This is a genomic window from Agrobacterium sp. V1, from assembly GCF_030518355.1.
Classification (GTDB): Bacteria; Pseudomonadota; Alphaproteobacteria; order Rhizobiales; family Rhizobiaceae; genus Agrobacterium; species Agrobacterium cucumeris.
The window spans coordinates 1,903,315-1,920,541 of record NZ_JAULSF010000002.1 but is presented as its reverse complement, the minus strand read 5'-3'; the positions used below and the strand labels follow the sequence as shown (position 1 = coordinate 1,920,541).

Genomic DNA, 17,227 nt, shown 5'->3' with positions numbered 1-17,227 from the left:
ACGCTCACGCATGCAGGTGCAGGAAAGCCCGCAAAGCGGTTCCGGATAGTCAGATATTAGGGGGGCGTTGAAGCTTCGGTGCCAGACCGGCGGCATGCGTATCATCGATGAACGCACGCAGGGAAATGACGGTCGGATGGCTCAGGGATGAAGAGGGGCACGGAATAGCCGCGACACCACAATAATCCTGGCAGCAGGAATTCTTCGATTTTTCCTTGCTGGCGTGGTCGTGTTGATCGGCGTGGTCGCCGTGATCCTGAACGGCGGCGTCGTGGTGACCCCGGCCCGCCGAATGGTCGTTCTCGATCTGTGAGATCGGCACGTCGTTTTCGGCATGCATTGCGGCATTGACGGTGGAAACGCTGTAGCCCGCCAGTGACAATACCATCACCAGCCTGAACAACAGGGCCATCAATTTCGATGCTCGCAACATCCCATTCATGCGCTGTAGAAGAGCCGCAGTCCTGAAATTTGTCAATGGGTATCGCCCATAACCATCAACAAATACGTTGGGCTCTACCGATCCAGCGCAACGATGCCCATCTCCAGTGTCTTTCCTGCCCAGAGCCCGCTCATGACGGTCTTCGTAAAACGACGGCCCGCAGCTGTGAAGTTCTCCACGAGAAAAAGCAGTCGTCTCTGCTGGGAAATTTCGCTGACAAGAAACTTCGACAGCGGTTTCTGCAGCAATTCATCATGGGGCGGCGGCAATTTCCGCTTTGCCGGAAAAGCGGCCAGAAACCCCCACCACCGAAAGGTGATGACAGGATTGGCGGCAACGCGCATCCGGAAGAGGACGGTGCGCTTCCAGTGCGCGCGCCAGACGAAGGTCATGATGGTCCAGAGCAGGGTGAATTCGGTTCGCGATTACGGCCGTGACCTTATCCGTTCTTAGAAAATCTCCATGAATGCGTCGTCGAGAATAAGCAGCTTGCGCGCCTGTGTGCGGGCATATTCCTCGTAAAACCCCTGTGAGATCCAGAGGGCGGAACGGCCCCGCTGCCCGGTCCAGCCGATGCCACCGATCATTTCGGCCGCTGCAAGTTTGCGGCTGACATGGGTCCGCGACAGTGAAAGCGATTGCGCCAGTTGTGAGGCCGTCCTCACATCCGTCAGGTGCCTGCCATGTTCAAGAGGGCTTTCCCAGTCGATACCGGCAATCAGGCGGTCCATCAGCAAGCCGCCCGCATCGAACCAGTTGAAGATGATGGACAGCGGGCCGGGGCAGCGCACCTCCGGATTGGATAACAGCGCCTGCGCCACGCGAGGGTGGATATGTGCGAGCATGGTTTGGGACCCTTCGATGAAGCGTGAGGCCCTCAGCCCCTCGTCGATAAGGTCCAGTGCCTGAAAATGGACGTCATACCAATGGGCGAGCATCGCCAGCGTCAATGGTGAGGGTGCTACGCCATCGACCCTGTCGTTGTCGGATTGGGTCACCGGTCTCGTCAGCCCGCGTTTCAGCACCTGCTTGAAGAAAGTGTAGGCACCCTCGTGGCTGGCGAGGCCGTTCTTCAGCGCCAGCTGTGCGAAATCCTCGCGGGTCAGGAAGGGTTCTCCCGTTTCCGTCTCGCAGATGCTGCGCTTATGGAAATAAAGCGCCACCAGCGCGTGGCAGAGAAGCCGGCTCTGACGTGTGGCGAAAAGCGCGGTCATCTCGGGTGAACCTTCATAAAGGCTTATGAAGCTACCGGCCAACAGGCGCAACGCGGCCGCGAAAGATGCGGTTTGAACCAGCGCGTCGATTTCGTTCAGGGGTGGCCTGCTGCCTCTCGTGGCATTATCCGGCAGCCGGGAAATCGCAAAATCGAAAAAATTGGTCATGGCGCGCGCTCCTCGAATTGCCGGCATCACCTCTCTATGGAGGTGCATGGATTGAATGATCCATGGGCCTTACAGGGGCGGGGATGAGGCGTCTTCTCATTGCGCGCAGAGGCGAAATTTTTAAGCTGCGGGTAGGCCCATGAGGCGGGCATCGCCCGGCGCCATGCCGTAGGCGGCGGCAAACACCCGGTAGAAGGTGGCGAGGCTGTCGAAACCGCAGCCATGCGCAATCTGTGTGATCGGCAAGGCGGGAAATTCCAGCAGCAGCCGTTTTGCCTCCTCGATCCGCATGGCGGACAGGGTGCGGGAAAATGACAGCTCCGCGCCTTCGAACACGACGTGTAATTGCCGCAGTGAAATTCCCAGTTCTTTCGCCACTGCGGCGGGCGTGAGGTTTTGACGGGATTTTTTCCGCATCATGATGTCCTGGGCCGCATAACAAAGCCCGGTACGAAGGGCGGCGCGCACCTCCGGCATGGCGGGAGAAAGCCGCCCGCGCGCCGTCATCGCAAGCCGGGTAATGTGGGTCACATCGCGGGCGGGATCGATGAGCCGGCCATGATCGGCATTCAGCGCGTTGAAAAGCGCCCGGAACGGCCGGGAGAAGGCGGCATTGTCCCCATAACGGGCCGCAAACAGGTCATAGGCCGTCTGGCCGAGCATGACCTCGTAATCGACGGGGATTTTGAGCATCCGGAAATGAAAATGGTCTTCGCCGCCCGGTATGCCGGCATAAGGCAGATCCGAATGGTTGATGGTGATATCGCCACCGCCGACGGCATGAACCCGGTCCCTGCCCGTATAGAGCAACCCGGAACCTTTGATCTGCAGGCCGATGCAGAGGCTGTCGCCGGCAATACGGGCAATGTCGGCTTCCGTGCGATCAACCCGGTAGGAGGAGGCGCGCATCTCGCTCACGACGGCGTTGGCGATGGCACGCGCCTGAAATGACCCCTGAAAACGATGTCGGCGATCCCGCGCAAGCTCGATCGTTACGCCAAACAGGCTTTTGCCGCGCACCTCGCGCCATTGATCAAAGCGGTGCTCGGGCAGAAAATCGTCGGTTGCGAAGCGGATGATGGTATTCGTGGCCTGGTCCTCCCCGACGATCCCGGCGGCCTATTTTTCTGTTGCGCGAAATCGAAGATGAACGAGCGGATAGGGTCGCCCCTGTCCGTCAAGATCGGAGCGGCCTGTCGGCTCGAAACCCAGCTTGCGGTAAAAGCCCATGGCCTCGATGTTCTGTTCGTTGACATCCGTGGTCAGCTGCGGATGCGCGGCGATGGCCGCCTGTACCAGCGCCTTGCCGATGCCTTTGCCGTGATGATCCGGATCGATGAAAAGCGCCTCCATGTGCCCTTCATGCAGAAACATGAAGCCGAGCGGGTCATCCGAAGCATCGACCGCAAGTGTCAGGGGCATTTGCGGGAGGAAGGCTTTGACTTCCTCTCCGATCGCGGCGCGATCCGCCGGAAGAAGGAAGCCATGAGTGGCGTCAACGGCCCGGCTCCATATGTCGAGGATACGGGTTGTGTCGCGGGTGGTGGAGGGACGAAGTGTGATCATGTCCCACCCTTAGCAATTGCGATCTTTTCACGCCATGGGGCCGCCTTCATCTTTTTCGCGAGCACCTTTGCGGTCGATGAATTTCCGGGGCTGAAGCGGTCGATTTTTAGCTCCGCTGTCCAGCCGGATTAATGGAGCAGAAAATTTTCGCGAAAAAAGCGCTTGCAAAAACAGCGATAAAAAAAATAGATAAAAAGGAGTTCTATCTATTTATTTTAAAGGAGAGGCTGTCAAATGGATCAGATGGTTGCGCCAATCGCCCGAAATCAGGCCAAAATTCCTACGGCTGAGGCAAGCTCGGCACTCGAAGAAGCAAAAATTATCTATAATTTATCGTTTAACGATCTGCTTTTCCAAGCCCAACAGGTGCATCGCCGTCATTTCGATGCCAATGCCATCCAGATGAGCAGGCTCCTGTCCATCAAAACGGGTGGATGCCCTGAAGATTGCAGTTACTGCAGCCAGTCCGCCCGCAACCCGACGGGTCTGAAGGCCTCCAAGCTCATGGAAGTGGAGCGGGTGCTGGCCGAGGCGCGCAAGGCGAAGGAAGGTGGGGCGACGCGTTATTGCATGGGCGCGGCCTGGCGCAATCCCAAGGAACGCGACATGGAGGCCGTGGTGGCCATGGTCGAGGGCGTCAAGGCTCTGGGTATGGAGACCTGCATGACACTCGGCATGCTAACGCCGGAGCAATCCGAACGGCTCGCCGATGCCGGGCTCGATTATTACAATCATAATGTCGATACGTCCGAGCGCTTTTATTCGCAGATCATCACTACCCGCACTTTTGAGGATCGGCTGGAAACGCTCGCCAATGTCCGCGATGCGGGTATCAAGGTCTGTGCCGGCGGCATTCTCGGCATGGGAGAAACGGTCGAGGACCGCATTTCGATGCTGGTGACGCTCGCCAATCTGCCGGTTCCACCGGAAAGCGTGCCGATCAACATGCTGATCCCGATCCCCGGCTCGAAGCTTGCCGACGCCGATCCGGTCGACCCGATCGATTTCGTCCGCACCATCGCACTGGCGCGAATCCTGATGCCGCGTTCGCATGTGCGGCTTTCCGCCGGGCGCACCGAGATGAGCGACGAGACGCAGGCGCTCTGTTTTCTGGCCGGAGCCAATTCCATTTTCGTCGGTGAAACGCTGCTGACGGCCGATAATCCGGGTGAGGATCACGATACGGCACTGTTCCGGCGTCTGGGTCTTAAGCCGATGGAGTTGCAGCCTGCACAATCGGGAGAGGGCCGGTGAATGCATCGGCACTCTCCGCTTACGAGGTGAAACTTGCCGTCCTGCACCGCAAATCGCGGCTACGGGCGCTTTCTCCCCAGCAGGGGATCGATTTCACCTCCAACGACTATCTCGCGCTTGCCGATGCACCCCGGCTGAAGGCGGCGATGACCGACGCAATCGAAAGGGGCGTGCCGGTCGGCGCTGGTGGCTCACGCTTGCTTCGCGGTAACCACCCGGAACATGAGGCGTTGGAGGCGGAGGCAGCAGCGTTTTTCGGCACGGAAAAAACGATCTATTTCGGTAGCGGTTTCGCCGCCAATGTCGCACTTTTTTCCACCTTGCCGCTGCGGGACGATCTTGTGCTCTACGATGCGCTGATCCATGCGAGCGTGCATGATGGTATAGCGGCCGGCAAGGCGCAGGCGCTCGCCGTGCCGCATAACGAGGTCGAGGCATTCGAGCGGGAAATAAGCCGCTGGCGTCAGGCTGGCGGTCGTGGACGGCCGTGGATCGCGGTTGAAAGCCTTTACTCCATGGATGGCGACCGGGCGCCGCTTGCGGCGCTTGCCGATCTTGCCGAACGGCATGGCGGTTTTCTTGTGGTCGATGAGGCGCATGCCACCGGCGTTTTCGGACCCGGTGGTCGTGGCCTTGCGGCAGAACTGGAAGGGCGGGGCAATGTGGTGGCGCTGCACACCTGCGGCAAGGCGCTTGGCCTTTCCGGCGCACTTCTGAGCGCGCCTGCGGTTCTTGCCGACTACCTCATCAACCGCGCCCGGGGTTTCATCTATTCCACCGCGCCTTCGCCGCTAATGGCGGCGGCGGTGCGGGAAGCCTTGTCGATCATCGCCGAGGAAGGTTGGCGGCAGTCGCGGCTGGCGGAACTGATAAATTTTGCCGGTAACGAACTAAACTCCCGGCTCGGGGTCACACCCAGCGGTTCGCAGATCATGCCGGTGATGATCGGCGACAACGCCCGTTCGCTCGGCATAGCTGCGCACCTGCGTGAAAGCGGTTTTGACGTACGGGCGATCCGCCCGCCGACGGTGCCGGAGGGAACGGCGCGCCTGCGTCTTTCCATCACGCTGAATGTGGATGAAAGCCAGATTGCCGATATGGTCGGGCAGCTTGCCTTCGCATTGAAGGAGGAACGGGCATGAGCCTTCGTTTCGTCATTTCCGGCACCGATACGGGCATCGGCAAGACGGTTTTTGCCGCAGCGCTTACCCACGCCCTGCAGGCTTCCTACTGGAAACCGGTCCAATCCGGGCTGGAGGAGGAGACCGACAGTCAGACGGTGGAGCGGCTGGGTGGTGCGCCGCGCACCCGCATCCTGCCGGAAGCCTATCGCCTCAAAACGCCGGCCTCGCCGCATCTTTCGGCGCGGCTCGAGAATATGACGATCGATCCCGCACTCCTGCAACCGCCGGAAATAAGAGGGCCGCTGGTAATTGAAGGGGCGGGCGGGCTTCTGGTGCCGTTGACCGACAGATTGCTGTTTGCCGATATTTTCGCCGGCTGGCAAATCCCGCTGATCCTGTGCGCCAGAACTGCGCTCGGCACCATCAACCACACGCTGCTGTCGCTTGAGGCGCTGCGGTTGCGGGCCATCCCTGTGCATGGCCTGGTTTTCATCGGCGATGAGCACGCGGAAAATGAGCGCATCATCACCGATATCGGCGGGGTTCGTGCACTCGGCCGTCTGCCGCATCTGTCTCAGATGACCGCCGGGGCGCTGCATCAGGCTTTCGCGCGGCAATTTAATCCTGCCGATTTTCTGGAGGCTACGGCATGAGCCCCTCACCCATCTGGCATCCCTTCACCCAGCACGGGCTGGAGCCGCCGATGAAACGCATCGTGTCGACGCAGGGTGCCTATCTCGTCGATGAGGATGGCACCCGGCTGTTCGATGCGATTTCATCCTGGTGGGTCATTACCCATGGTCACCGGCACCCGGCGATCATGGCCGCCATCCGTGCCGCGACGGAGGCCTTCGATCAGGTGATTTTTGCGGAATTTTCCCACGAGCCTGCCGAGACGCTGGCAAGAGGGCTGATCGACATTGCCCCGGCCGGGCTGGAACACGTGTTTTATTCCGATAGCGGCTCGACCGCAGTGGAAGTGGCACTGAAAATGGCGCTCGGTTATTTCCATAATCGCGGAGAAAAGCGCGATCGCATCGTGGTGATGGAACATGGCTATCATGGCGATACGATCGGCACCATGTCCACCGGCGAACGTGGCGTGTTCAATGCCGCTTACGAGCCGCTGCTCTTCGGTGTCGACCGTCTGGCTTTTCCGGAACAGGGCAGCGCGCAGGCCACCCTCGATATTTTTGAACATTTCTGCCGTTCAGGCCGTGTCGCGGCCCTGTTGATTGAGCCGCTGGTGCTCGGCGCCGGCGGCATGAAGATGTATGGCGCTGATGTTCTGGTCGGGCTGAAACAGATTGCCGAACGCCATGGCTGCCTGTTCATTGCCGATGAGGTGATGACCGGCTGGGGCCGGACCGGAAGTCTTTTCGCATGCGAGCAAGCCGGAATTTCTCCGGATATTCTGTGCACGTCGAAGGGCCTGACCGGCGGTTCCCTGCCGCTGGCGGCCACGCTGTGCAGCGGCGATATCTTCGATGCGCATTTTTCGACCGACCGCCGCAAGACCTTTTTCCATTCGAGTTCCTACACCGCCAATCCGATTGCCTGCGCCGCTGCCGTCGCCAATCTCCGGGTCTGGCGGGATGAGCCGGTGGCGGAGCGTATCGGGCAACTGGAACGGACGCTGGGGGACCATCTGCGGCGCTTTGCCGATGACAGACGTTTCACCAATATCCGGCAGGCGGGCACCATAGCTGCACTCGATCTCGTGGCGCCTTCCGGTGGTTATCTCGCCGAAGCGGGACCGCGTATGCGGGGCCTGTTTCGCGAGCGCGGGCTTGTCATCCGTCCGCTCGGCAACGTGGTTTATCTGATGCCCCCCTATTGTTCGACACCAGACGATCTGGGCCGTGCATTCGACGCCATCGATGAGGTGGCCTCGATCGTCACCGAAGCGTGAGACCGGATATCCGCCCCCTCAAAGATACTTTTGAAAGAGCAGATTATGCAGACACTTTCTTCGCGTATGGCCGGCTTTGGACATGCCGTTCCGGGGCGGTGCGTCGGCAATGACGAGATAGAGATGCGCCTTGGGCTGGAGACCGGCTGGATCGAGCGGCGAACCGGCATCCGCAGACGCTATTGGGCGCAGGAAGGCGACACGTTGAGTGGCCTTGCTACCGAAGCCGGCCGCATGGCGCTGGAAGATGCGGAAATCGCCCCTGACGATATCGCGCTCACATTGCTGGCAACTTCCACGCCGGACCATCTCTTGCCACCCTCCGCACCGCTGCTTGCCCATCAACTGGGCTTGGCGCAATCGGGCGGCATCGATCTCGCCGGCGCCTGTTCCGGCTTTCTTTATGCGCTCACCCTTGCCGATGGTTTTGTCCGCACCCATGGTCGCGCCGTGCTTGTCGTGGCGGCCAATATTCTGAGCCGCCGCATCAACCTTCAGGAAAGGGCGAGCGCTGTCCTTTTTGCCGATGCTGCCGGGGCGGTCGTGCTTGAACCGTGCCGGGAAGCGCAGCGTGGCCTGCTTTCGGCCGATCTGCGGTCTGATGGCAGCGGTTACGATCTAATCCGGATAGCCGCAGGCGGCAGCAGCCAGCCGTTCTCCGCTGACACGCCCACCGGGGAAACGCTGATGACGATGCGCGACGGCCGTGAGGTCTTCTCCCGCGCCGTGGCGCTGATGACCCGAACCTCACAGCGTGTGCTGGAACAGGCGGAGCTGTCGGCCACGAATATCGACCGTTTCGTGCCCCATCAGGCCAATGCCCGCATGTTCGATGCCGTTTGCGGCAATCTCGGCATCGACCGGCAGAAAACCGTCCGCACGGTGGAGAATTTCGGCAATTCCTCCGCCGCGACCATTCCGCTGTCGCTCTCCGTTGCCAATGCTGAAAGGCGCATCGCAAAGGGCGAGACGTTATTGCTCACCGCCGCAGGAGCCGGTTTGACCGGCGGGGCAATTGTTTATCGGCACTAGCGCGGTAACAGTGCGCAGAACGAAACGCCAAATATGTCGGCGGGTAGATGTTTGATTTTATTTGAAGAAATTGGCTGGGGAACCTGGATTCGAACCAAGATCGACGGAGTCAGAGTCCGCTGTTCTACCATTGAACTATTCCCCAAAAGCGTGAAGCGCGTGGCGCGTTCGCTTTGGTGGGTCGTCATATAGATGATTTATGCCGAGGCGCAAGTCGAAAAAATCGAAAAATGCGTTTTCACCCCTCTTTTGCGTTTCATCCCCGGATCAGAGCCTTGCGCGGGTGGAGCGCGGGGTAGAAAGCAGCAGGCTGGTTTCGCTGCCGGTGATGCCGGGCACCAGGCGGATGCGGCGCAGCACGGCGTCGAAATCGCTGAGTGTGGCGGCGTTGAGTTCCACGATCAGGTCCCAGCGGCCATTGGTGGTGTGGATCTCGGATATTTCCGGGAAGCCGCCAAGGGTGCGGATGACACGGTCCGTCACATGGCCTTCAATCTCGATCATCATGATACCGCGGATTGCCGCCTCCACCGCATCGGCGCGCAGGATGACGGTGTAGCCGATGATGGTGCCGTCGTTTTCCATTCTTTCGATGCGGGAGCGAACCGTGGCGCGCGAGGTTTCCGTTTCCACCGCCAGATCGGAAATGCTGCGTCTGCCGTTGTGACGCAGAAGGGTGACGAGCCGTTCGTCGAGATTGTCCATGATTACCAGTTTGATAAAGTAATTTTGCCAGATTGATAGTTCATTTCGATAAGCTTGCCAATATTTGATGTTCAATCCGCCATATCTCTATGGTTTAGTGATGGTGTTGGTTGGGAAAGCGAGGACGGGAATGGATATCAGGCTTATTGGTGCACCTCTGCAGATCGGAGCAGGGCAATTGGGATGCGAAATGGGACCGAGCGCCTATCGCATCGCCGGTCTCATGCGTGCGCTGGAGGATCTGGGGCACCGGGTGGTCGATACCGGCAACGTGACGCCGGCGCCGCTGAAGGAATTTCACCACCCCAATCCGGCCGTGCATCATCTGGAAGAAACCGTGGCCTGGACCGAGGCGCTGACGGAGGCGGCCTATCGCGAGAGCGCGGATGCCGTGCCGATCTTTCTTGGCGGCGACCATGCGATTTCGGCAGGAACCGTGGCTGGCATGGCGCGGCGGGTTGCCGAGACGGGCCGGCCGTTTTTCGTGCTGTGGCTTGATGCCCATACCGATTATCACACGCTTGAGACGACACGCAGCGGCAATCTGCATGGCACGCCCGTTGCCTATTTCAGCGGCCGTGACGGGTTTGCCGGTTATTTCCCGCCGCTCTCCCATGCCGTGCCGGAAGAAAATATCGGCATGATCGGTATCCGCAGCGTCGATCCTGCCGAAAGGGCGGCGCTGGAAAAGAGCGGCATCACCGTGCACGACATGCGCTCGATAGACGAGCACGGCGTTGCGGTTCTGCTGCGCGAATTTCTCGCCCGCGTTCAGGCGGCAAATGGTTTGCTGCATGTCAGCCTCGATGTCGATTTTCTCGAGCCGTCGATTGCGCCTGCGGTCGGCACCACCGTTCCGGGCGGCGCGACGTTCCGCGAAGCGCATCTGGTGATGGAAATGCTGCATGATAGCGGGCTGGTCTGCAGTCTCGATCTGGTGGAACTCAACCCGTTTCTCGATGAGCGCGGCAGGACGGCGACCCTGATGGTCGATCTCGCCGCCAGCCTGATGGGCAAGCGGGTCATGGACCGCCCGACGCGGGCAGGCTGAAAGGGGTGATGCGATGACCGTGATACCGAACCTCAATATCGTTCCCTTCGTCAGCGTCGACCATATGATGAAGCTCGTGCTGCGGGTGGGAATCGACACCTTCCTGCGTGAGCTTGCCGATGTGGTGGAGGAGGATTTCCGCCGCTGGGAGAGCTTCGACAAGACGCCACGCATCGCCTCACATTCGAAGGAGGGCGTCATCGAACTGATGCCGACCAGCGATGGCACGCTATACGGCTTCAAATATGTAAACGGCCATCCGAAGAACATGAAGGAAGGCCGCCAGACGGTGACGGCCTTCGGCGTGCTTTCCGATGTGGGTAACGGCTATCCGCTGCTCCTGACCGAAATGACGATCCTGACGGCGCTGCGCACCGCCGCCACCTCGGCCGTTGCCGCCAGGCACCTTGCCCGCCCCAATTCGCGCTCCATGGCCATCATCGGCAATGGCGCCCAGAGCGAGTTCCAGGCGCGCGCTTTCAAGGCAATCCTTGGCATCGACACGTTGCGGCTTTTTGATATCGATCGGTCGGCCAGCGAAAAATGCGCCCGCAATCTTGGCGGACAGGGTTTTGCAATCGAAATCTGCGACAGCGCTGAGGAGGCGGTGGAAGGCGCGGATATCATCACGACAGTCACCGCTGACAAGCAATATGCGACGATCCTGACCGACAACATGGTTGGACCCGGCATTCATATCAACGCCGTCGGCGGTGATTGTCCGGGCAAGACGGAACTGCACCGGGATATCCTGCTGCGATCCGATATTTTCGTCGAATATCCGCCGCAGACGCGTATTGAAGGCGAAATCCAGCAATTGCCGGCGGATTATGCCGTGACCGAGTTATGGCAGGTCATTGCCGGCGAAAAACAGGGCCGGACCGGCGAGAGGCAGATTACCCTGTTCGACAGCGTCGGCTTTGCAACGGAAGATTTCTCCGCGCTGCGTTACGTGCGCTCGAAACTGCCGGGCACCGGTCTTTATGCGGAGCTGGATCTTCTGGCCGATCCGGATGAGCCACGCGATCTGTTCGGCATGTTGCTGCGTTGTGAGGCGGCTCTCGCCTGAGAGGACAGATTCAAGGTGGGGCTGGCGCTCAGCCGGCTCCCCCGCTTTTCTTCCGGCCAACCACATGTTCCCGCCAGATGGTGAAGAGGCCGGCGGCAATGACGATTGCCGCGCCCAGAACCATGTTTGACGTCACGACCTCGCCATAGATGGTGACGCCGATGATGGAAACGAGCACGAGCTGGTAATAGGAGAAAGGCTGCACGGAAGCTGCATCCGCCAGTTCGAACGCTTTTATCAGGCAATAATGACCGCTCATGCCGGTAATGCAGAGCGCCAGCATCCATCCCCAATCATAGGGTGCGAGGCTTACCCAATAAAACGGCCCGACCAGCGTCAGCGCCACTGCACCGGCCACACCGGTGTAGAAAAAGCTCGTCATTGCCGTATCGCTCCGGCTGCCGAGGCGGGTGAGCACGCCGTAAAGCGCCAGCATGAAGGCGGCTATAAAGGTTATGATCAGGCTGTTGTCGAAACCTTCGCCATCCGGCTTCAGGATGACGAGAACCCCGATGAAGCCGACAAAAATGGCACACCAGCGTCGCCAGCCAACCTTTTCACCAAGCAGCGGTACGGAAAGTGCAGCGACGATAAGCGGTGCGGAAGCGATGATCGAGTGGCTATGCGCCAGCCCGACAATGGCGAAAGAGAAGATCGAAAAAACGATCTGTACCGCCAGCAGAACGCCGCGGCCAATCTGCAGCCAGGGACGGTTGGCCATGACGGCACCCCGGATGCCGCCTGCCGACCTTGCGGCCATCAACAGAACGAAAACGGCAAAGGCCCAGTATCGCAGCATGGCGATGAAGACGGGCGGATAGGCGCTGCCCAGATGTTTCGAGATGCCATCCTGCGCCGCAAATATCGTGAAGGCGACAAGCGCATAAAGAAAACCGGTCTTGGGTGATGGCATGAAAAAACCGCTGTCCGGCTGCGTGCCGGCAAAAGAGGATTCGGCGTGAATGAGGTGGGTAACAGCCATATGTTACGGCCGCACCTTGTCAGACAACCTTATTTTCCGAATAGCTGCCATGCAAGTCCGGCGGCTGCCTTTTTGACAGGCAGCCTGTTTCCGGAGGCGCGGGGAATAATCGGCTTTTCTCAAAAAAAGCCGGAAAACTCACCCTCGGGCCAAACCCGAGGGTGACGATGAGACCGGCTTCAGCCGATTGTCACGGCCGTCTTGGAGGTCGCGGATTTCAGCGCGGCGTCGGCCAGTTTCAGCGCGATCAGACCGTCCTTGATGGAGGGCGACGGCGCGACGTTATTCTCGATGCTGTCGATGAAAGCGGTGATTTCCGCCGCATAGGCCGCCGTGTAGCGCGTCATGAAGAAATCATGCAGCGGCGGGCGGGTATAACCATCGGCATTGGCGATCTCGATGGAGACCGGCCGCTGGTTTTCGGCCGCTGCCGAACCGAGAGAACCATGCACTTCGATACGCTGGTCGTAACCATAGGTGGCGCGGCGGGAATTCGAAATCACCGCCTGCCTGCCGCTTTTCGTCGTCAGAATGATGCTGGCGCTGTCGAAGTCACCAAGTGCGCCGATTTCCGGATTGACGAGAACCGAACCGGTGGCGAACACGCTGTCCACTTCTTCGCCCAGCAGGAAGCGGGCCATGTCGAAATCATGAATGGTCATGTCGCGGAAGATGCCGCCGGAAACCTTGATATATTCAGCCGGCGGCGGGCCGGGGTCGCGGCTGGTGATGGTAACCATTTCCACCTTGCCAATGCGGCCATCTTCGATTGCCTTATGCACGGCCTGAAAATGCGGGTCAAAACGGCGGTTGAAACCGAGCATCACCTTTGCGCCGGTTTCTTCAACCACCTTGGCGCAGGCTTCCGCGCGGGCAACATCGAGATCAACGGGCTTTTCGCAGAAGATGGCCTTGCCGGCGCGGGCGAAACGCTCGATCAGGTCGGCATGGGTGTTGGTCGGCGTGCAGATGATGACGGCGTCGATCGTTTTGTCGGCCAGAACCTCGTCGATCGTGCTGACCTTGCACTGCGCTTCGCGGGCAATTGCTTCCGCGGCACCGGCCATGGCGTCGACAACGGCCACCAGTTGCGCACGGCTATCGGTGGTGATCGCCTTGGCGTGGACCTTGCCGATCCGTCCAGCGCCGAGCAGTGCCAATTTCGTAACCATCTTTCCTCCGGTTCCTCACACCCGCCCTCACTCCCGGAGAGACAGAATATGAATGCAAACAATGTTTCGATATGGAATATATGTTCCATTTTGCTAGATCGACATCGGAGGCGTGTCAAGCGTTTTGACAACGGCACGCACGGCCGAAATCATTCGCCTCCGGAGGTCACGCGAAAGGCAGGTTGAGCCGAAGTCCAAACGCTGCCGGGCGTCAATTGGTGGAAGGTATCTGCACGGCATTCTGGGGAAGCGCATAGACCTCGACTGGCGTTTCAAGGCCGCGCAACAGCCATGGACCCAGATTTTCCAACCTGTCCCCATTTCCGGCCATACGAACGAATTCCTCGGAAAACAGCACGTTGCGGCCGGTTTCCTTGGTCAGTGTTTCCAGCCGCGAGGCGATGTTGACGGCGGGGCCGATGACGGTGAAATCGAGGCGGGTTTTTGAGCCGATATTGCCATACATGACATCGCCGACATGCACGCCAATGCCGTAACCAAGGGGATCATGACCCTTCTGGCAATTGATCTCATTGAGGGCAACAAGACCCTTTTGCGCGCTGGCAATGGCTTTCAGCAGGTTTTCACAGGCCTGCGGATCGCTGAGCGGAAAAATCGCCAGCAGCCCGTCACCCATGAATTTCAGGATTTCTCCGCCGAATTCTTCAATGGGGTCGCACATGGCGTCGAAATAGCCGTTCAGAAGCTCGATCACGTCATCGCGCGGCCAAAGGTCGGAAATATGGGTGAAATTGCGCAGGTCGCAGATCAGGATCGCCGCTCCCACCGTTATGCCGCTACCGCGTGTCGTGGCGCCGTTGAGAATTTTCTCGCCCGCATGCGGACCCACATAAGTTTCCAAAAGCGTGCGCGTCATGCGGTTTTTGAGGCGTATTTCACTGACCAGCGCCAAAGCCGGCAGCAGGTTTTTCAGGGCGGCGATTTCGCTGTCGGAAAAACCGCCCGGCTGGTCACTGGAGAATGTCGCGACGTGGCGCTTTCCGAAAGTGTGCTCGATCGGCCAGGCGCAATAATCCGTCAGCCCTTCGGCCCGCAGCTCGTCATAGATCGTATAACCGGGTTCATCGATGTCATCGCCATTCAGCCGGTGGCGGACTTCCGTTGCACCCTGGTGGATGTCGTTGATGGGGCTGTTGAGATATTCGGGCGTGCTTTCCGAGCCGTAACCATAGGTGGCGATTTCGGCGGAGGGCATGCCGGCTTTCCACAATATCCGCGCGCCAAGCCATTGCGGGTGGCGGATGCGGAAAGCAAGAACGCCCCTTGCGATGGAGATTCCGCTTGCCCGCAGCCTGTCGCAAAGCTCCACGAATATCTCGTCGATAAAACGCTCGTCCTTGGTGCCGGTCACGAGCCAGTCGAGAATTTCGGTCTTCTCTGCCGGCCACAATTCATCCAATGCTGAAGAAACCCGTTCTTCGGTGTTAAGACTGAGTGTCATGGCAGGATTCCGGAGATTGTTGCTGTTATCGAACGGGCAGGGCGCATGCCGAACTTCATCGAACATGGTCGCTCGTGAACCCCATGTGGTGCCGGATAACAAAAATGTTAAGAGAGGGCTTCGGAAAATCTTCCGGAAGATATTTGCGGCCTCGGGCCACGCGCGCCGCCCGGATGTTCTCTTGAACATCGTCCCCGGCGGCGCTGAGATTTTTCGTGATCGCTAAGGGCGATCAGATAACGGTTTCGACAGGAATATGCAGGGCAGCGGCAACGCGTCTGATACGCGATGGATCGCTGTCGGTGCCGTCTTCCAGTGCGTGGATTTCAGTGGTGGTGAGACCGCAGGTGATAGCAAGCTGTTCGACCGTATAGCCGGCGAGCGTGCGCGCGGTCAGGACCTTTTTGGCAAAAGGAGCATCGGTTTCGTGATCGGAATTAAGTTCTGAGACTGAAATTGTCATTATTGCATCTCCCTGATGATGGACACTTAAATGCGGGCGGCAAGGAAAAGTTGCCGGGGGCCGAATGCGACCGCGTTGCCGGAGAAGAAATCGTGCTGCAACGCAGCGAGGAACATAGACGCTTCGCCCACCTACGCAATAGTTAAATTTTGTTAAGATTCGTGATCGCCGCATTCCTGCAGCATTTTTCGTGGTGGAAACGGCCGGATGACAGGCAATTTTCCAGTTTCGGGCAGGCTGTATTTCAAAATGCCAAGCTTAAAGCATGCCCCAGGCGCGGAAACGGCCGCGACCCGTAACTTCCCGCAATTCCAGCTGACTGGCGAGCCCGATTGCGCCCTGCGGTGTGGTGCCGAGTTCCTTGACGATCATTGCCGCCGAAACCACCGGCCGGGAAACCACCAGCTCCACCAGTTCCGGCAAACGTGATGATGAGCGCCGGCCGGTGAGCTTGCGCATCATGCGATCCCGCGCGTGGGTCAGCCGGTCATGTTCTTTCAAACTGGTCTGGGCCGCCTCGTAAAAACTGTCCAGAAGGGCGAGCAGCCGCTGTGTCTGGTTTCTGGCGTGTCGGCGCTCGCGCGGAACGGCGCGAAGACCGGCGCTGAGCGCCGGCAAGTGATCGGGCGTCACGGCTCCCTCACGCAGAAAAGCGGCGGCCAGAAGCCGGCCGAGCCAGGGGCTGCGTTGTAACACCTCGATCATGTTCCACGCATCGAGCAGAATGGCGGTGCGAAGGATAGTTGGCAGTTCTGCCGTCCTTGCATGCAGTTCCAGCCATTCTTTCAGCCGTTGATCCTCGTCCCAGTCAGGCTCGTTGATGATCGGATGGCCTTCCTGCCGCTGGTTCACGGGCGCGGGCATGTTACCGGCGGTAATCGCCTCAAGCGTCGCGGAGCTTCGCGCCAGCAGCGCATCCAGTTCGGAGAAAGCCCCGTCCAGCAATGCTTCCCCATCCGTCCCGCTCTCTTCGCTGCGGGTGTGATCCCCGGTTTCCCGGGGAGGTGACACCTCGTCGGCTGCAAGTGTGGCTCTGCCCCGTAATCTGGAAAGGCCGGGCGCAGTGAAAGCCCAGCCGGCGGCATTGGAAAAGATCAGCCGCCTCGACCGCAAGATCCGGTGCGCCGCCGTCATCTCGTGGGTAGGCGCGCGCACGTCCATATGGGCGTCATGCAGGACCAGATCTTCCATATGGACGAGTTCGCCATCGACCCACATGGAGGAAATCGCATCGGTGAAATCCTGCCTTTCGATGAAGCCGTGTTTCATCGGCGAGCGGCTGATCCGCTCGTCCAGCCGCGCCAGCGCTTCGCCTGCGCGGGCCGCGGCGATGAGAAGTTTTTCGATCTGGATGTCCGATATATCATAAATCATTGATATTTTTTAGTTTGAGCGTGCACGGCTTACAAGACGGATTGCAATGGCCCGGTTCTGCTTTTCCCGGTATCATCGTCGCCGATCCTGCGGCGCGAACCGGTCTGGAGGGCCGGGCTTCACGAGGACGCGGGTCACTTCTGACGTTTCTACCGTATTATTGCGACGCAGCATAAACTTGCGCATTGCAGCATGACGGGTATATACCCCCGCCTAGAGCGACAAATTATCACACCT

The 17,227-nt window shown here is 59.4% G+C and carries 18 protein-coding genes and 1 tRNA gene; 7 read left to right on the top strand and 12 right to left on the bottom strand.

From position 1 onward, the window contains the following. Positions 1-49: 49 nt before the first annotated feature. The 5 genes from QSV77_RS22625 to QSV77_RS22605 all read right to left on the bottom strand — a co-directional run bounded on the left by QSV77_RS22625 (position 50) and on the right by QSV77_RS22605 (position 3,390). The gene (locus QSV77_RS22625; RefSeq protein ID WP_237681434.1) at positions 50-412 is read right to left on the bottom strand and encodes a hypothetical protein; all 363 of its coding nucleotides are present in this window, start codon (positions 410-412) and stop codon (positions 50-52) included. A gap of 104 nt (positions 413-516) precedes the next feature. Continuing rightward, positions 517-834 (bottom strand): DUF535 family protein, encoded by a 318-nt coding sequence (locus QSV77_RS22620; protein ID WP_302735125.1) that lies wholly within the window; start codon positions 832-834, stop codon positions 517-519. 57 nt (positions 835-891) lie between these two features. Continuing rightward, positions 892-1,824 (bottom strand): hypothetical protein, encoded by a 933-nt coding sequence (locus QSV77_RS22615; protein ID WP_302735124.1) that lies wholly within the window; start codon positions 1,822-1,824, stop codon positions 892-894. Positions 1,825-1,944: 120 nt separating this feature from the next. After that, positions 1,945-2,844 carry a helix-turn-helix transcriptional regulator gene (locus QSV77_RS22610; protein ID WP_302735123.1) on the bottom strand — a complete coding sequence of 300 codons (900 nt, stop codon included), beginning with the start codon at positions 2,842-2,844 and terminating at the stop codon, positions 1,945-1,947. A gap of 99 nt (positions 2,845-2,943) precedes the next feature. Continuing rightward, entirely contained in the window at positions 2,944-3,390 is a 447-nt protein-coding gene (locus QSV77_RS22605; RefSeq protein ID WP_271362727.1) for an acetyltransferase, read from the bottom strand. Positions 3,391-3,624: 234 nt separating this feature from the next. Here QSV77_RS22605 and bioB point away from each other — a divergent pair, with 234 nt between their 5' ends. Genes bioB through QSV77_RS22580 form a run of 5 tightly spaced genes read left to right on the top strand, consistent with a single transcriptional unit; the run spans position 3,625 to position 8,712 of the window. Further along, entirely contained in the window at positions 3,625-4,644 is a 1,020-nt protein-coding gene (gene bioB / locus QSV77_RS22600) for a biotin synthase BioB (RefSeq protein ID WP_302735122.1), read from the top strand. Continuing rightward, positions 4,641-5,786 (top strand): 8-amino-7-oxononanoate synthase, encoded by a 1,146-nt coding sequence (locus QSV77_RS22595; RefSeq protein ID WP_302735121.1) that lies wholly within the window; start codon positions 4,641-4,643, stop codon positions 5,784-5,786. Before bioB ends, QSV77_RS22595 begins: the two co-directional genes overlap by 4 nt. Beyond that, on the top strand, positions 5,783-6,421 hold the full coding sequence (gene bioD, locus QSV77_RS22590) for a dethiobiotin synthase (RefSeq protein WP_302735120.1): 639 nt from the start codon (positions 5,783-5,785) through the stop codon (positions 6,419-6,421). Before QSV77_RS22595 ends, bioD begins: the two co-directional genes overlap by 4 nt. Next, positions 6,418-7,680: an adenosylmethionine--8-amino-7-oxononanoate transaminase gene (locus QSV77_RS22585; protein ID WP_302735119.1), complete on the top strand. Its 1,263-nt coding sequence runs from the start codon at positions 6,418-6,420 to the stop codon at positions 7,678-7,680. Before bioD ends, QSV77_RS22585 begins: the two co-directional genes overlap by 4 nt. A 45-nt stretch (positions 7,681-7,725) precedes the next feature. Further along, positions 7,726-8,712 (top strand): beta-ketoacyl-ACP synthase III, encoded by a 987-nt coding sequence (locus QSV77_RS22580; RefSeq protein ID WP_302735118.1) that lies wholly within the window; start codon positions 7,726-7,728, stop codon positions 8,710-8,712. Positions 8,713-8,783: 71 nt separating this feature from the next. Here the strand turns inward: QSV77_RS22580 and QSV77_RS22575 are convergent. Together QSV77_RS22575 and QSV77_RS22570 are read right to left on the bottom strand one after the other, a co-directional pair. Further along, positions 8,784-8,857 (bottom strand) — tRNA-Gln (locus QSV77_RS22575). A 122-nt stretch (positions 8,858-8,979) separates the two neighbouring features. Continuing rightward, entirely contained in the window at positions 8,980-9,417 is a 438-nt protein-coding gene (locus QSV77_RS22570) for an Lrp/AsnC family transcriptional regulator (RefSeq protein WP_065116260.1), read from the bottom strand. A 130-nt stretch (positions 9,418-9,547) separates the two neighbouring features. Between QSV77_RS22570 and rocF the strand changes: the two genes are divergently transcribed. Both rocF and QSV77_RS22560 read left to right on the top strand, forming a co-directional pair. Continuing rightward, complete coding sequence (gene rocF / locus QSV77_RS22565; RefSeq protein WP_269701531.1) at positions 9,548-10,468, top strand: arginase; 921 nt, start codon at positions 9,548-9,550, stop codon at positions 10,466-10,468. Positions 10,469-10,481: 13 nt separating this feature from the next. After that, positions 10,482-11,537, top strand: coding sequence for an ornithine cyclodeaminase (locus QSV77_RS22560; RefSeq protein ID WP_302735117.1), 1,056 nt, complete (start codon positions 10,482-10,484; stop codon positions 11,535-11,537). Between the two features lie 28 nt (positions 11,538-11,565). Here QSV77_RS22560 and QSV77_RS22555 read toward each other — a convergent pair whose 3' ends face one another. From QSV77_RS22555 to QSV77_RS22535, 5 genes are all read right to left on the bottom strand, one after another. Then, entirely contained in the window at positions 11,566-12,450 is an 885-nt protein-coding gene (locus tag QSV77_RS22555) for a DMT family transporter (protein ID WP_302735294.1), read from the bottom strand. A gap of 248 nt (positions 12,451-12,698) precedes the next feature. Continuing rightward, the gene (gene iolG / locus QSV77_RS22550) at positions 12,699-13,691 is read right to left on the bottom strand and encodes an inositol 2-dehydrogenase (protein ID WP_142842518.1); all 993 of its coding nucleotides are present in this window, start codon (positions 13,689-13,691) and stop codon (positions 12,699-12,701) included. A gap of 211 nt (positions 13,692-13,902) precedes the next feature. Beyond that, positions 13,903-15,153: an adenylate/guanylate cyclase domain-containing protein gene (locus QSV77_RS22545; RefSeq protein WP_302735116.1), complete on the bottom strand. Its 1,251-nt coding sequence runs from the start codon at positions 15,151-15,153 to the stop codon at positions 13,903-13,905. A gap of 232 nt (positions 15,154-15,385) precedes the next feature. After that, the gene (locus tag QSV77_RS22540; RefSeq protein WP_302735115.1) at positions 15,386-15,616 is read right to left on the bottom strand and encodes a helix-turn-helix domain-containing protein; all 231 of its coding nucleotides are present in this window, start codon (positions 15,614-15,616) and stop codon (positions 15,386-15,388) included. A 258-nt stretch (positions 15,617-15,874) separates the two neighbouring features. After that, a complete protein-coding gene (locus QSV77_RS22535; protein WP_302735114.1) occupies positions 15,875-16,990 on the bottom strand; it encodes an RHE_PE00001 family protein in 1,116 nt (371 codons plus the stop codon). Positions 16,991-17,227 lie beyond the last annotated feature (237 nt).

Excerpts from the sequence above, each read along its gene's own strand:
- QSV77_RS22560 (WP_302735117.1), top strand. The coding sequence starts at position 10,482 with ATGACCGTGATACCGAACCTCAATATCGTTCCCTTCGTCAGCGTCGAC.
- QSV77_RS22570 (WP_065116260.1), bottom strand. The coding sequence starts at position 9,417 with ATGGACAATCTCGACGAACGGCTCGTCACCCTTCTGCGTCACAACGGC.
- QSV77_RS22580 (WP_302735118.1), top strand. The coding sequence starts at position 7,726 with ATGCAGACACTTTCTTCGCGTATGGCCGGCTTTGGACATGCCGTTCCG.
- QSV77_RS22555 (WP_302735294.1), bottom strand. The coding sequence starts at position 12,450 with ATGCCATCACCCAAGACCGGTTTTCTTTATGCGCTTGTCGCCTTCACG.
- QSV77_RS22615 (WP_302735124.1), bottom strand. The coding sequence starts at position 1,824 with ATGACCAATTTTTTCGATTTTGCGATTTCCCGGCTGCCGGATAATGCC.
- rocF (WP_269701531.1), top strand. The coding sequence starts at position 9,548 with ATGGATATCAGGCTTATTGGTGCACCTCTGCAGATCGGAGCAGGGCAA.
- QSV77_RS22625 (WP_237681434.1), bottom strand. The coding sequence starts at position 412 with ATGGCCCTGTTGTTCAGGCTGGTGATGGTATTGTCACTGGCGGGCTAC.
- QSV77_RS22605 (WP_271362727.1), bottom strand. The coding sequence starts at position 3,390 with ATGATCACACTTCGTCCCTCCACCACCCGCGACACAACCCGTATCCTC.
- QSV77_RS22585 (WP_302735119.1), top strand. The coding sequence starts at position 6,418 with ATGAGCCCCTCACCCATCTGGCATCCCTTCACCCAGCACGGGCTGGAG.
- QSV77_RS22540 (WP_302735115.1), bottom strand. The coding sequence starts at position 15,616 with ATGACAATTTCAGTCTCAGAACTTAATTCCGATCACGAAACCGATGCT.
- QSV77_RS22545 (WP_302735116.1), bottom strand. The coding sequence starts at position 15,153 with ATGACACTCAGTCTTAACACCGAAGAACGGGTTTCTTCAGCATTGGAT.
- iolG (WP_142842518.1), bottom strand. The coding sequence starts at position 13,691 with ATGGTTACGAAATTGGCACTGCTCGGCGCTGGACGGATCGGCAAGGTC.
- bioD (WP_302735120.1), top strand. The coding sequence starts at position 5,783 with ATGAGCCTTCGTTTCGTCATTTCCGGCACCGATACGGGCATCGGCAAG.
- QSV77_RS22620 (WP_302735125.1), bottom strand. The coding sequence starts at position 834 with ATGACCTTCGTCTGGCGCGCGCACTGGAAGCGCACCGTCCTCTTCCGG.
- bioB (WP_302735122.1), top strand. The coding sequence starts at position 3,625 with ATGGATCAGATGGTTGCGCCAATCGCCCGAAATCAGGCCAAAATTCCT.
- QSV77_RS22535 (WP_302735114.1), bottom strand. The coding sequence starts at position 16,990 with ATGATTTATGATATATCGGACATCCAGATCGAAAAACTTCTCATCGCC.